The following is a 14270-nucleotide window of genomic DNA, read 5'->3' on the forward strand; positions in this document are numbered from 1 at the left end:
AACATGCCCCCTCACTGGTCAATCCATTGAGCGTTTCGCTGGAATGCCGAGCGTTTAGCCAGCTACGCGATGGCGCCCGCGCCGGGCTGGAAACGCTTCCGGTAGGCCGACGGCGAGGTTTGCAGCGCCGCCCTGAAATGCTGGCGCAGCGACAGCGCCGCGCCGAATCCCGCTTCCTGCGCGACCACCTCGATCGATGCGCTGGTGGTTTCCAGCAGCCGCTGGGCATGCGCCATGCGCTGGTTCAGCAGCCACTGCTTGAAGGAGGTGCCGGTGGCCTGCCGGAAGTGGCGTGTAAACGTGCGGCGGCTCATCGCGGCGCGCGCGGCCAGCGTGTCGATGCTGTGCTGGTGCTGCGGGTGCCGGGCCACCCAGTCCAGCACCTGGGCGAAGCGGCCATCGCTGCCGGACACCGGCAAGGGCCGCTCGATGAACTGGGCCTGGCCGCCGTCGCGGTGCGGCGCCACCAGCAGCCGGCGCGCCACGCGGTTGGCGGCATCCGCCCCGCACAGCTGCCGCAGCAGGTGCAGGCAGCAGTCGAGCCCCGCGGCCACGCCGGCGGAGGTGAGCACATCGCCCTCGTCGACATACAGCACTTCCTCGTTGACGTGGACGCGCGGGTGGCGCCGCGCCAGCTCGTCCGCCGCGGCCCAGTGCGTGGCGACCGTGCGGCCATCGAGCAGGCCCGCCTCGGCCAGCGGGAAGGCGCCCAGGCACAGGCCCACCACTCGGGCGCCGCGGCCGTGCGCACGCCGCAGCGCGCCGAGCAGCGCCGGCGGCGCCGGGCGGCAGTCGTCATGCCAGGCCGGCATCACGACGATGTCGGCATCGTCGAGCGCGGCCAGGCCGCGGCGCGTGGCGATGGCGAAGCCGGCGGAGGTCTGCAGCGGGCCTTTGCCTTTTTCCGCCGAGCAGACTTCGACGTCGAACCGTGCGGTGCCTGCGCCCACGATGTTGCCGGACATCGTGCCAAACACCAGGCATGGCACGGACAGGTGGAAGGGCGTGATGCCGTCGAACGCGATGACGGCCACTTTCAGGGGATGGGTAAATTCGGGCATGGCCGCATTGTAGGCCCATTTCTATCGAAAGAGTGCCTTCGGGCCACTGTTCGCCGCACGCGCCGCAACCGACAATGCTTCTCACCGGGCGCATGCCCTCACCCAACAGGAGAGAAAATGAACATCCGCGACGCCGCCATCGCCACCATACTGGCCGCCAGCGCCGGCACCGCCGCCGCACAGGCCGTCAATTACCAGCTGATCCGCAATGCCACCATCAAGGTCGAGTATGCGGGCACCACGTTCCTGGTCGACCCGATGCTGGCGCCGAAAGGCGCCTGGCCCGGCTTCGAGGGCACCGTCAACAGCCAGCTGCGCAATCCGCTGGTCGAGCTGCCGGTCCCCCTCGCCGACGTGCTGAAGGCCGATGCCGTCATCGTCACGCACACGCACATGGACCACTGGGACGATGCGGCGAAAGCGGCGATACCGAAATCCATGCCGGTCTTCGCGCAGGACGAGGCCGACGCCGCCAGCATCCGCAAGGATGGCTTCACCGACGTGCGCGTGCTGGGCGCCGACACGGAGTTCCGGGGCACGCGGCTGGCGAAGACGGGCGGCCAGCACGGCACCGACGCGATGATGGCGGCAGGCCTGGGCAAGCGCCTCGGCGCCGTCTCCGGGGTCGTATTCCGGCGCGCCGGGTTCCAGACCACCTACATCGCCGGCGACACCACCTGGACCGCCGACGTGGAGCGCGCGATCGCCACGTACAAGCCGGACGTCATCATCCTGAACACAGGTTACGCCCGCATCCCCGGCCTCGACGGCTCCATCATCATGGGCAAGGAAGACCTGGTCCGCGCCGCGCAGGCGGCACCAGAGGCGCACGTGGTCGGCGTTCACATGGAAGCGGTCAACCACGCCTCGCAGACCCGCCGGGAATTGCGCGACTACGCTGCCAGCAAGGGCATCGCCGCCCGCGTGCTGGTGCCGGAGGATGGCGCGGCGTTCAGGTTCTGAGCGAAACCGTCACGGCACCGGGTTCCAGCCCTTTCCACCGCCGAAACCCGAGAAGAATGCGGCCCGCGACCCATAAGCCGCTTTCGCCTCATCCGCACTGAGCATACGTCCATGCACCCGCTGGCTCACATCCAGCGGCTTGCCATCCAGGTCCATCGAACCGGACTCGCGCCACCCGCCGGTAGCCGTGGCGCTGGCCGGATTCGGCACCGGCTGTTTCGCATTTGGACCGGCCCAGCCGGCCGGCGCGATGTGCGGTCCCATCCGGCAATCGATGAAGGCGATGTGGTCCCAGGCGGTCGCATAGCCGGGGCTGCGGGCCAGCCAGGTGGCGCCGGCCGGCACGCGGTTGCCGGTCGGGCCGGGGCCATGCGTGAGGCGGCTGTTCACGAACAGGAAACCCCTGTCGCCGGCCGACATGGTCCGTGCCTGCAGCAAATAGCCGCCGTTGTTCGAGTTCGCGCTGTCGCCCACGGTGCGGATCTCGCTGTCCTCGAACAGCGCGGCGCGGTTGTTCCCCCAGATGAAGTCGACGTTCCCGGCGATCAGGGTGCGATGGAACCACGCGTAGCCGCGCACCTGGATCGTGTCCTGCTCGCTGAAGAAGCTGGCGTTCTTCGCGACCAGCCGGCCTTCGCTGTTGAAGAACAGTGCCTCGGCCTGGCCACCGTTGGGCGAGCCGCGCAGCGTGCTGTTGCGGATCGTCAGCGTGTCGAGCGTGAGCAGGTCGGCATCCTCGACGAGGAAGATGGCGCGGCCGCCGTTGATGCCGGGCGATTGCGCATCCTGGGCGGTGCCCGAACCGGGATTGAGGCCGTCGCCGTTCAGCGCGTCGATCACGACCCCGTCGCGGCTCTGGCCGCGCAGGGTCACGTTGTCCTTGCCGCGCAAGTACAGCAGCTCCTGGTAGCGGCCGTTGCGGATGTCCACCGTCGCGGGCGCGGTGCGGGCGCCGTGCCGCATCACGTGATTGAGCGCGCCCTGCACCGTGCGGAAGTCGGCCGCGCCGTCGTCGTCCACCACGAGCTTGTCACTGCGCGGGATGGCGGCGCGGGTGCGGAAGGTCCAGCCATGCTCCCTGCCGATGCCGGCGAACGGCTGGCCATTGAAGCGGCCGTCGAAGACGCCGTCGTCCACCGTGACCAGGTATTCCTCGCCCGGCGCCAGCTTCGCACTGTGCAGGTGGACGATGGCGTTGCGGCCCTCGATGGCGATCGGCTGCAGCCGCACGGCGCGGCGGTAGGGCTGGCCTTCGTAGCCCAGCCGGTCGTATTCGCCGCCGGCGTGGACGGTGTCCACCAGCGCGCCGTCGCGCTTGCGGTAGACGCGGACCGCACCCGCAGCGCCCAGCGTGGGCATGGCGTCGAAGCGCAGGCGCAGCGGCGTGTCATACGGCACATTGCGCTCGCCGACGGCCGGAGCGACCGCGCCGCCGAGCCGGTAAGCGCCGCCGGAAGCCTCCTTGCGTTCGGCGACCCGCACATCGAACACCGACAGCACGTTTGGATCGTCCACGCTGGCCAGCGTCACGGTCGTGGCGCCTGCCGCCAGCGGTGTCAACGTGACGAAGCCGGCATCCGCTTCCGCGCGCACCAGCGCCGGATCGGCGGCCGTCGCCGTGAAGCGGAATGGCACGGCGCCATACGCGGTGGCGTTCGGCGGGCTGGCCGTGGTGAGGAACGTGCCGGGCTTGCCGGTGGGGATGGCGGCGGCCGGATCGCCAGCCTGCCGGTAGGTGCCCAGCGCACTGACATCGAGCCGCACCGTGCCGTCGCCGAGCGTCAGCTGCGCCAGTTGCGGCGCGCGGGCCAGCGCCAGCCGCGCCGGCTTCTGCGCCGGGTCGCCGGTCACCGGGATGCTCGCCTCGAACGCGGTGCCGCTCGCGACCACGCCGGTGCGGCCGCCCCGCGGCAACGCCGTATCGGTAACGTTGGTGACACGTTCGCCGTCCAGGTAGACGACCAGCGTACTGCCGGCCATCTCGAGCCGCACGGTATGGAACCGGCCATCGGCTGCAGCGGCGCGCCCGAAACCTTTCAGCCGCGTCAGCTGCCCGCCCTGCATGCGCACGATCTCCACCTGCATGCGCTTCGCCGCGGACTGGAAGCTCAGTCCCGCGCCATACCAGTTGCCTTCGTCCTGGTAGCGGCCGACGACATACAGCTTGCCGTCGCCTCCCTGCGCGGCCAGGGGCCGGAAGCGCGCCTCGACCCAGGCATCGGCCGCCGTCGCCCCGGCGGTGCGCACCGGCGCGCCGGCGTCGATCCGTACGACCTGGCCGGCCGCCACGGCCGATATCGATACCGCCATCATGGCCGCGCATGCGGCAATCCTTGGACCCATCACCCGTATCTCCCCCTGTTTTCGTTGGAAGCAAGCGGTATCCAGCGCCATTTCCGCATGAAACAGCCCGGCACCGCTCCTTCTGGCCTGACCACTTTACAACAGGTCAGGCCATGAGCGCCAGCACGTCGATGATTGCGCTACCGGGGCACGGGAAGGCGAAAACTGAATTTCCTAACGCACGTCAGCAGAAAACTGTTTGCGTAATCATGCTTTTTAAGCCATCCTAAAAAAAGGTTGGTCAGGCCACATGATCTGCGGCCTGACCAATGTGCAAGATAGCACCGAACAAGACTCCAGGAGACCAGATGCACCGTATTCCCCAGCGGATCGCGTTGTCCGCGATCGCCCTCGCCGTCCTCACGCTCGCCCAGTCCGCATCCGCCCAGCAAGCCGCGCCATCCGAAGCGCCGATGGCGCGCGTGGAAGTCACCGGTTCCTCGATCCGCCAGCTGGCGACCGAGAACGCCCTGCCCCTCACCACGCTGAAATCCGAAGAGCTGGTGGCGCGCGGATTGACCACGATGTCGGAGGTGGCCACGTCGCTGACGGTCGGTTCCACCAACGAACCGGTCGGCGGCGGCGGTGGCGGCACGATGATCAACATGCGTGGCCTGAACACCAACCGCACGCTGGTGCTGCTGAACGGCCGGCGCCTGCCGAACGAGGCGGTCGGCGCCAGTTCGGTCAATGTCGACGTGGTACCGATGAGCGCGGTGGAGCGGGTCGAGGTGCTGCGCGACGGCGCCTCGTCGATCTACGGTACCGATGCCATCGCCGGCGTGGTCAACTTCATCACCAAGCGCACGCACACCGGCACGACCGTCACCGGCGGCTGGGTGCAGCCGGAACGCCACGGCGGTGGCGACCAGCAGCGCGTCAGCATCGTCAGCGGCATGGGCGACCTTGCTGAACAAGGCTGGAACGTCTATGCGGCGCTGGACTTCCAGCAGCGCGCGCGGCTGGCCCAAAGCGATCGCCCGAACATCAGCGATCCGAACCTGATCGCGCAACTGGGCGGCAATCCGTTCTCCTCGGCCGTGGCGGGGTCTTCCTCGGCGCCGGCCAACTTCACCGTCTACCAGAACGGCAAGCCCACCACCCTCACCGGCAACCCCTATTTCGCCAGCGGCTGCGCCGCGCCCTACGGCGGCGCGCAGTACACGATCCCGTCCACCAAGGCCAGCGGCGCAGGGGTCGGCACCTGCATCCTGGACCCCGACCTGTACCCGCAGCTGCTGCCCGATAACATGCAGGCTTCGCTGTTCACGAAGGCATCGCTGCGCCACCATGGCGACAGCCTGCTGACGGTGGAACTGCTGGCCACCGAATCGTTCATCAAGGCGCAGAATCCGCCGCAGGTGTTCGGCGCGCAAACCGACTACGACAAATACAACCCGGGCGTGCGCAAGCCGCTGTTCATCACGCCATCGTCGAAGTGGTACCCGGGCGGCAGCGGCGGCGTGCCGGGCGTTGCCGGCGTCACGAACCAGGACCTGGCACTGACCTGGAGCATGGACGAAGCGGGACCTGCGCGGACGGATGACCGCCAGAACACGCGCCGCCTGGTCATCGCCGACCAGGGCGAATTCATGGGCTGGGACTACCGCGTGGGCGTGACCGCGGCCGAGAGCAAGCGTGCGGTCGGCTGGATCAGCGGCTTCTTCGCCACCGACGGCATCTACCAGGGCGTGGCGAACGGCACGCTGAACCCGTTCGGTGCGCAGGATGCCGCGGGCGCGGAATACCTGGACAGCATCCGCCGCGACGGCCTCACCTACCGCGTCGCCCGGGTGGGCTACGTGGGCACCGACTTCAACATCGCCCGCCCGCTGCTCGACCTGCCCGGCGGGCCGCTGACGCTGGCGATCGGCGGGGACTGGCATCGCGAAACCTACCGCGACGCGACGGACCCGGTGGCCAACGAGGTCACGTACAAGGTGTCCGGCACGCCGAACACCTACCCGCGCGGCGAGCGCAAGGTGACCGCGCTGTACCTGGAAGCGGATGCGCCGATCACGAAGGAACTGACGCTGACCGGTGCCGTGCGCGCCGACCACTTCAGCGACTTCGGCAACACGGTCAACCCGAAACTGAGCGTGCGCTGGCAGCCCACGCAGACCGTGCTGCTGCGCGGTACCGCCAGCACGGGCTTCCGCGCCCCCACGCTGCCGGAGCTGTACGGCACGCCGCTGACGCGCATGCCATCGACCAACAAGTGGGACGATCCGCTGCTGTGCCCGAGCGCCACGCCATCCGTGCGCGCCACCGGCAGCGTGACGACCGACCCGCGCTACGCCGGCCTGAATCTCGATCCGGCCCGGGTGTGCGACACCAACCTCACCACGCTGCAGGGCGCCAATCCCGACCTCGATCCGGAAAAGGCGCGCACCGTCACCGCCGGCATCGTGCTGTCGCCGATGAAGAACCTGAATGTGTCGTTCGACTGGTGGTCGATCAAGATGAAGGGCACCATCGCGCAGATCACCGAGGAAACCATCTTCGACAACCTGGAACGCTACCAGGACCTGTTCGTGCGCAACGCCGACGGCACGCTGGACTACATCGTCAAGACGCGCATGAACATGGGCGGGCTGCGCACGCGCGGCATCGACACCAGCGTCAGCTACACCTGGCCGACCACGCAATGGGGCAAGTTCGGCATCGGCATGGACGGCACCTATGTCGACCGCTACGAAGGCCAGAACGAGCCGGGCGGCGCGTGGGAAGACAGCGTCGGCAGGCCGGGCGCGCTGGCCACCGGGTCCACCTCGGCCAACACCTACGTGTACCGCTGGAAGCACAACCTGCGCCTGTCGTGGAACTACCAGAAGTTCGGCGTGCAGCTGACCCAGGCCTACACGTCGCACTACGACGACACCAACGCGCAGCCGAACCAGAAGCCCGGCCAGCCGTTCTTCAACCAGATCGACCATTACACGCTGTACAACCTGGCCACGAACTGGAATGTGTCGGACAAGCTGAAGCTCACGCTGGGCGTCAACAACCTGCTCGACGAAGGTCCGCCGCTGTCGAACCAGCGCATCGGTTCGCGCGTGGTGTTCGCGCAGAACGTCTCCAAGCCGATCGGCCGCGCCTGGAACGTGCGCGTCAACTACACCTTCTGAGGCCACCATGCGGATGACCACCACGCTGCCAGCCTTGTCGCTGCTGCCCATGCTGCTCCTTGCGCTGTCCGGCCATGCGGCCGAAGCGTGGGTGCCGGACCTCGGCAATGGCAAGTACCAGAACCCCGTGCTGAACGCGGACTATTCGGACCCGGACGCCGTGCGCGTCGGCGACACGTACTACATGACGTCGTCGAGCTTCAACAGCGCGCCCGGCCTGCCGCTGCTGCAGTCGAAGGACATGGTGAACTGGCGGCTGGTGGGCCATGCGCTGCCGAAGCAGGTGCCGGTGGCGCACTTCTCCGTGCCGCGCCACGGCGGCGGCGTGTGGGCACCGTGCCTGCGCCACCACGACGGCAAGTTCTGGATCTTCTATCCGGACCCGGACCACGGCGTGTACGTGACGACGGCCACCGACTTCGCCGGCCCGTGGAGCGAACCGCGCCTGCTGTTGCCGGGCAAGGGCATCATCGATCCGTCGCCGCTGTGGGACGACGACGGCAAGGCCTACCTGGTGCATGCGTGGGCCAAGAGCCGCGCCGGCATCAACAACCGGCTGACCTTGCGCAGCATGGCGCCGGACGGCAGCCGCCTGCTGGACAGCGAAGGCAAGGTGATCGTCGATGGCGACCGGCTGCCGGGCTACCGCACGCTGGAAGGGCCCAAGTTCTACAAGCACGAGGGCTACTATTATGTGTTCGCGCCGGCCGGCGGCGTGGAACACGGCTGGCAGTCGGTGTTCCGTTCGCGCACCATCGGCGGCCCCTACGAAGACCGCATCGTGATGGAACAGGGCGATACACCGGTCAACGGCCCGCACCAGGGAGCGTGGGTGCGCGCGCAGGATGGCAAGGACTGGTTCCTGCACTTCCAGGACCGCAAGGCGTATGGCCGCGTGGTGCACCTGCAGCCGATGGCCTGGCGGGATGGCTGGCCCGTCATCGGCCGGCCGGGGCCGAAGCCGGGCGTCGGCAATCCGGTCGCCACGTACGACAAACCAGTGGCCGGCCAGCCGGTCGCCGTGCCGGCCACCACCGATGAATTCGACGGCGCGTCGCTGGGCCTGCAATGGCAGTGGAACGCCAATCCGCGCGAGGGCTGGTATTCGCTGGCCGCCCGCCCCGGCCACCTGCGCTTGCCGGTGCAGGCCGTACCGGCGTCGAAGGATTTCGTGCGCGCCGCGCCGAACATCCTCGCGCAGAAGCTGCCCGCCACCACCTTCACCGCCGAGACGCGCATCGAACTGCGTGGCGCGAAGGATGGCGATCGCGCCGGGCTGATCCTGAATGGCCAGAGCTATGCGGCGCTGGGCCTGCACCAGCACGGCAAGGACCTGCAACTGGTGTACACCACCTGCACGCCATTCAAGCCGCGCTGTACGGAAAGCGCCACCGTGCTGCTGCCGAAGGCGCCGGCGGCGCTGACGCTGCGGCTGGCGATGGCCGACGGCGCCAGCGCCCGGTTCCAGTACAGCGTGGATGGCAAGACCTTCGCCGACGCCGGTGCCCCGTTCGCCGCCACCAAGGGCCACTGGGTAGGCGCGCAGATGGGCCTGTACAGCGCCAGCGACGCCGTGGCGCCGTCCGGCGCCTGGCTCGACGCCGACTACTTCCGGGTGACCCCATGAAGAAATTGACGCTCGCAGTCCTGCTGGCCGCACTGGCCGCCACCTCGGTTCACGCGGCCGGCCCGTACCGCAACCCGGACAACAAGAACCTGAACGATCCGCTGGAGGGCACCTATCCGGTGCCGTACAAGCTGCCGGTGGTGGCCGAGATCACGGCCCAGCTGAGCGCCGTGCGCGGCTTCATCGACCGCGCCACGCCGAGCCGCATCGTCGACAAGGCCACCGGCCAGCCGGTGACCGACTTCGGCACGCCGATCGCGACCGCCATCGTGGAACCGTCGCCGAACGATTTCGGCATCATGAACTACGAGATGGGCGTGATGCACGCCGGCCTGATGCTGGGCCGCCGCGTCACCGGCGATCCGGCATGGACGGCGATGACCGAGCGCCACCTGGCCTTCTTCCACCAGCGCCTCGGCTATTTCACGGAACAGGAAAAGCAGTTCAAGCTGGGCCGCGCGAACAGCTTTGCACGCTGGGTGAAACCCCATGCGCTCGACGATGCCGGCTCGATGTGCGCGGCGCTGGTGCGCGCCCGGCTGGAGAAGATCGGGCCGGACATGTCGCCCGTGATCGCCACGCTGGCCGACTGGGTGCACAGCAAGCAGGTGCGGCTGAAGGATGGCACGCTGGCGCGCAACCGCCCGCAGGCCTGGTCCGTGTGGGCCGACGACATGTACATGAGCATTCCCGCGCTGGCCGAGATGGGCCGCATGACGGGCGAGCGGCGCTACTACGACGACGCCGTGAAGAACGTGCTGGGCATCTCGAAGTACCTGTTCGACCCGCAGGTCGGCCTGTACACGCACGGCTGGAACCGGAACAACCCCGATGCGCCCGAGTTCTACTGGGGCCGCGCCAACGGCTGGGCGGTGCTGGCGATGTCCGACCTGCTCGACGTGCTGCCGAAGAGCCACCCCGGCTACCAGAAGGTGCTGGCGCAGCACCGGCGCGCGCTGCGGGGCATCGCGAAACAGCAGTCCGGCGAAGGCATGTGGCACCAGATGCTGGACCGGCACGACTCGTTCCTGGAAACCTCCGGCACGGCGATGTTCGTCTACGCGCTGGCGCATGCGATCAACCAGGGCTGGATCAGCCCCACCACCTACGGCTCGATCGCCCAGGCGGGGTGGGCCGGCATTTCCGCCCGCATCAAGGAAGACGGCAGCGTCGTCGATGGCGTCACCGCCACCACCTTCGCCAGCGACCACGTGTACTACTACAACCGGCCGACCAGCATCAATGCGATGGCCGGCTACGGGCCGGTGCTGCTGGCCGGCTTCGAGATGATCAAGTTGCTCGACAACCCGGACGTGGTCATCACCGACAAGGTGAAGACCTATCACTACGGGCCGAAGAAGCCGCAGCCTTGAAGAGGAACTGCACGATGCCGAAGCCAACCAACCTTCGCCGGCGCGCCGCCGTCTTCGCGCTTGCCGCATGCGCAGCGATGCCGGCAGTGCAGGCTGTGGAGCTGCCTGCACCGCAGCCGGCCGAGCTGCGCTTCGACTTCACCGGTCGCCCCGCCCCGGGAGCGGTGGCGGTGGCGGCCAAGGGGAACGGCCGGGCGCCGCTGTACGACGCCGCCACCGGCCATGGCTTCGTCGACCGGACCGGCGCCCTGCCAGCCCGCCCCGTGCACACGGCGGGCATCCGCTGTGGCAGCGGCGGCTGCGTGATCGCCGAGCCGGCCATCGATGCCAATGCCGGCACCGACCACTACAACCACTTCGGCATGGCCTTCCGCATCAAGGCCGCGCCGGGTGCGTATGCGGTGCGGGTGCGCACCACGTCCGACGCGGCCGATACGACCGTGTCGATCACCGGCCTGCAGACCAGCCGGCTCGTCAATCCCGGCTTCTGGGATGCCGCCGGCCTGATGCCCAACCAGACCCGCGTGACGGCCCAGGGACGCGACTGGTCATACCGCTACGTCAACGGCCGCGGGTTCATCGACATCGAGATCGAGCCGAAGAAGGCCGGCGTGCCGGTCGGCGTTGCCGAAATCGTGCTGGCGCCGATCCCGCCGCAGCCGCGCCCCGCCGGTGCGCCGCCGGTGCTGTTCACGCTGGGCGACTCCACCGTGAAGACCTATACCTTCGACGAGGCGCCGATGAGCGGCTGGGGCCAGGTATTCGACAGCCTGTTCGACCCGGCGAAAGTGAAGGTGCTCAACTACTCGATGGGCGGCCGCTCGTTCCGCAACGCCTATGCCGAAGGCCGGCTGAACGACCTGCTGATGGCCGGCCGCGTGGGCGACGTGGTGATGATCCAGTTCGGCCACAACGACGAGAGCGCCGACGAGACGAAGCGCTTCGGCCGCGGCGCCAGCGAAGCGATGTATGCGGAGATGATCCGCGAAATGTACGTGCCGGCGATCCGCGCGCGCGGCATGGTGCCGGTCTTCGTGACGCCGATGTCGCGGGTAAATGGCGCCCAGGCCCCCGGCGAGCCGTACGTGAATTCGTTCGGCAAGCGCCGCTTCCCCGAGGTGATGAAGGCGCTCGGCGCCGAACTGGGCGTGACGACCGTCGACCTGAATGCGCGCAGCGTGGAGTACTACAACGCCGCCGGCACCGACGCCATCACGGCGATGGTGATGTCGATCGAAGCGGGCGAGACACCCGGCAAGACCAACGACGGCAGCTACGCCAACGGCCATCCGGCCAACAAGATCGACGGCACGCACTACAAGGAAGCGCTGTCGAAACAGTACGCCCGGCTGGTGGTGACGGAACTGGCGCGCCTGGCCGCGGCGGGCGACCGGGTGGCCGCTGGCATCGTCGCCAGCCTGGACGACGACGTGCGTCGCGCGGTGGCCGCCGGCGACTGGTCCGCCATCTACCCCGAGATCGCCGGCGACATCGTCCGTGGCGAAGGCACGTATTACCGGAACCAGATCGAGAAGCTGCTGCAACTGGGCGTGCTGCGCAAGGATGCCCAGGGCAATTTCCGCCCGCAGGCGCCGATGCGCACCGGTGAATTCATCGACGCCCTGAAGAAGGCGATGGACTTGCCGGCCACGTCGCTGGCAGGCCATGCGGACGGACCGCTGACGCGCGAGACGATGGGCGCCCTCCTGCATGACGCCTACCATGCGAAGTTCAAGGCGAAACCGGCATACATGACCGACTACAACGGCAAGACCATCCTGCCCGGCAGCCCCGGCTACGATCCGAACCTGGACAGCGGCGCGCAGGGAGCCATGTATTACCCGCTGGTGCGCTGGGCACAGTTGCAGGACACGGCGGCTGTCGCGCCGGCGTTCGTGGACAAGGTGCGCGACGCGTATGAGCTGGGCCTGATCCGCTCCGAGGCGGGCATCGCGCGCGGGCGCATGGTCAACGGACGGCTGCTGGAACCGCGCATCGTGGTCACGCGGGCGAAGGCGGCCAAGGCGCTGTATTTCATGTGGGTGCTGGCGCAGCCGCCGAAGGGGGAGAACGACCGGCGTTGACACGCGCGGCGACGCGCCGCACGATCCCTCATGCCGCACGATCCCTCATGCCGCACGATCCCTTTTACCGCGCGATCCCTTTTACCGCGCGATCCCTTTTACCGCGCGATCCCTTTTACCGCGCGATCCCTTTTACCGCGCGATCCCTTTTACCGCGCGATCCCTTATTCCAGGTGGTACAGGTCGGCCGGCCGCGCCAGCGGAATGCCGAGGTTCCCGCTCTGGATCCGCAGCTCTTCCAGGCATTCCTGCCGCACCACCACGGCATGCCAGGCATCGTCGCCCAGGTCGATCGGCACCAGCCGGTACGCGCGTTCCGCCAGCCAGTCGTTCCAGGCGCGCAGCAGGGCCATGCAGCGGTCGATGCCGGCGGGCGGCCCGTCCGGTTCGGTGAAGTCGTCCAGCGCGCGGGCCTCGCCCAGCATGTGAATTTGCGCCGCCACGCTGTCATCGTCCTTCAGGTCCGCTGCGATGCCGAGGCGGGCCTCCTCCAGGGCTTCCACCAGTTCGTGGAGGTCGACCGGATCGGTCCCCTCGATCATCGCCAGCGCGGAGTCGGTGGCCTGCTGGTCGCCGTCGCTGGCCAGTTCGATCCAGCGGGCCAGCCCGGTGCGCCCGCTGGAAGCCAGGCTGGAGCGCACCGGCAACGGCGGCGCGTGGATCGGCACGCCCGCGCCCGCGCCGGCGGCCCGCCATGCATCGCGGCCATGCCGGAGGGTGGAGCGGTAGTGCTGCACCAGCTCGCGCGGATAGTAGGGATGGCCGGCGAAGCCGGTGTCGTCGATGTCCCAGCCGCATACCGCGAGGGCCACCTCGAAGGCGAAATCGCTGAACAGCGGATCCTTGCCGGCGGCCGTGTCCAGGTCCGGCTTCCAGCCGTGCGGGCGCATCAGGCGCGTCCATTTTTCCATGTAGGCCGCCAGCGCGGCGGCGCGCTCCTCCGCAGGCAGTGCCAGCGCGCGCAGCAGCGGCGCGGTCCATGGCCTGGAAGCGCCATGCCATGCATAAGTCGCGCCGACCGGCTGCGCCGGGTCGAATGCCTTGACCAGCACGTCGAGCAGCTGGTTCCGGCTGTCGTACTGCGGCGAGACCAGCCGGTGGAACGTCTTCACGAGCCCGCCGTCGGCGACCAGCAGCAGCGCAATCGCCGCGAAGCCGAAGGCGACCCGGTCGTGGCCGGCCAGTGCGTGGACGCCGCGCCATTCCTCGCCGCCATGCTCGCGGACATAACGCGAATCCTCGTCCAGGCTGGCCACGCACCGCGCGGCTTCCGCCTCCAGCTCGGCGATACCGGCGCCGGCGGCATGCAGGTGGACCAGGTAGTGCGGATCGTCGTAGAGGCGCATGTTCAGCGTGCGCAGCCGGGATTCGGGCTTGTGCCCGGCCTTGTGCGGCCTCAGGTCGGCCGCCAGCGTGCGCCGGCGCTCCAGCAGGAGATGAAGGTATTCGCCGTAGCGCTGCGCATTTCCCTGCGGGTCGCGCATCGTGCCCGGGTACTCGGGAAAGCCGGCTTCCGCGGCGTCTTCACGCTGGCGGAACAAGGCGGCGATGCTGGCGGTCACTGAGGAAATGTTCACGCTACTCCCGGGACGAAACAGTGGATCGGTGGCGTTCCCGCCTGGCGAGCGGCCAGCATAACAGCCCGGCGGGGCTGCAAAATACGCACACTGTCACCCCTCCGCGCCAATGCA

At 68.6% G+C, this 14270-nt stretch carries 8 protein-coding genes; 5 read left to right on the top strand and 3 right to left on the bottom strand.

All coding sequences use genetic code 11. The features are described 5' to 3' along the window. Positions 1–62: 62 nt before the first annotated feature. Positions 63–1061 (bottom strand): GlxA family transcriptional regulator, encoded by a 999-nt coding sequence (locus tag OU994_RS22475; protein WP_281607752.1) that lies wholly within the window; start codon positions 1059–1061, stop codon positions 63–65. Between the two features lie 117 nt (positions 1062–1178). On the opposite strand from OU994_RS22475, the gene OU994_RS22480 reads away from it, so the two are divergent. Next, positions 1179–2024 carry an MBL fold metallo-hydrolase gene (locus OU994_RS22480; RefSeq protein WP_281607753.1) on the top strand — a complete coding sequence of 282 codons (846 nt, stop codon included), beginning with the start codon at positions 1179–1181 and terminating at the stop codon, positions 2022–2024. A 9-nt stretch (positions 2025–2033) separates the two neighbouring features. On the opposite strand, the gene OU994_RS22485 is transcribed toward OU994_RS22480, so the two are convergent. Then, positions 2034–4367: a pectinesterase family protein gene (locus OU994_RS22485; RefSeq protein ID WP_281607754.1), complete on the bottom strand. Its 2334-nt coding sequence runs from the start codon at positions 4365–4367 to the stop codon at positions 2034–2036. 308 nt (positions 4368–4675) lie between these two features. Between OU994_RS22485 and OU994_RS22490 the strand changes: the two genes are divergently transcribed. From OU994_RS22490 to OU994_RS22505, 4 genes are read left to right on the top strand one after another with little or no spacing between them, the layout of a single operon-like run. Continuing rightward, a complete protein-coding gene (locus OU994_RS22490) occupies positions 4676–7495 on the top strand; it encodes a TonB-dependent receptor domain-containing protein (RefSeq protein WP_281607755.1) in 2820 nt (939 codons plus the stop codon). A 7-nt stretch (positions 7496–7502) separates the two neighbouring features. Next, a complete protein-coding gene (locus OU994_RS22495; RefSeq protein WP_281607756.1) occupies positions 7503–9122 on the top strand; it encodes a glycoside hydrolase 43 family protein in 1620 nt (539 codons plus the stop codon). After that, positions 9119–10495, top strand: a complete 1377-nt coding sequence (locus OU994_RS22500) for a glycoside hydrolase family 105 protein (RefSeq protein WP_281607757.1) — start codon at positions 9119–9121, stop codon at positions 10493–10495. Before OU994_RS22495 ends, OU994_RS22500 begins: the two co-directional genes overlap by 4 nt. Positions 10496–10509: 14 nt before the next feature. Beyond that, entirely contained in the window at positions 10510–12579 is a 2070-nt protein-coding gene (locus OU994_RS22505) for a GDSL-type esterase/lipase family protein (protein ID WP_281607758.1), read from the top strand. A 164-nt stretch (positions 12580–12743) separates the two neighbouring features. Here OU994_RS22505 and OU994_RS22510 read toward each other — a convergent pair whose 3' ends face one another. Further along, positions 12744–14156, bottom strand: coding sequence for a PoNe immunity protein domain-containing protein (locus tag OU994_RS22510; RefSeq protein ID WP_281607759.1), 1413 nt, complete (start codon positions 14154–14156; stop codon positions 12744–12746). Positions 14157–14270 lie beyond the last annotated feature (114 nt).

Origin of the sequence: Pseudoduganella sp. SL102 (genome assembly GCF_027856995.1) — a bacterium.
Taxonomy (GTDB): domain Bacteria; phylum Pseudomonadota; class Gammaproteobacteria; order Burkholderiales; family Burkholderiaceae_D; genus Rugamonas; species Rugamonas albidiflava.

Bases quoted from the DNA above. Each gene is read 5' to 3' on its own strand.
- OU994_RS22475 (WP_281607752.1), bottom strand. From the start codon at position 1,061: ATGCCCGAATTTACCCATCCCCTGAAAGTGGCCGTCATCGCGTTCGAC.
- OU994_RS22480 (WP_281607753.1), top strand. From the start codon at position 1,179: ATGAACATCCGCGACGCCGCCATCGCCACCATACTGGCCGCCAGCGCC.
- OU994_RS22485 (WP_281607754.1), bottom strand. From the start codon at position 4,367: ATGGGTCCAAGGATTGCCGCATGCGCGGCCATGATGGCGGTATCGATA.
- OU994_RS22490 (WP_281607755.1), top strand. From the start codon at position 4,676: ATGCACCGTATTCCCCAGCGGATCGCGTTGTCCGCGATCGCCCTCGCC.
- OU994_RS22495 (WP_281607756.1), top strand. From the start codon at position 7,503: ATGCGGATGACCACCACGCTGCCAGCCTTGTCGCTGCTGCCCATGCTG.
- OU994_RS22500 (WP_281607757.1), top strand. From the start codon at position 9,119: ATGAAGAAATTGACGCTCGCAGTCCTGCTGGCCGCACTGGCCGCCACC.
- OU994_RS22505 (WP_281607758.1), top strand. From the start codon at position 10,510: ATGCCGAAGCCAACCAACCTTCGCCGGCGCGCCGCCGTCTTCGCGCTT.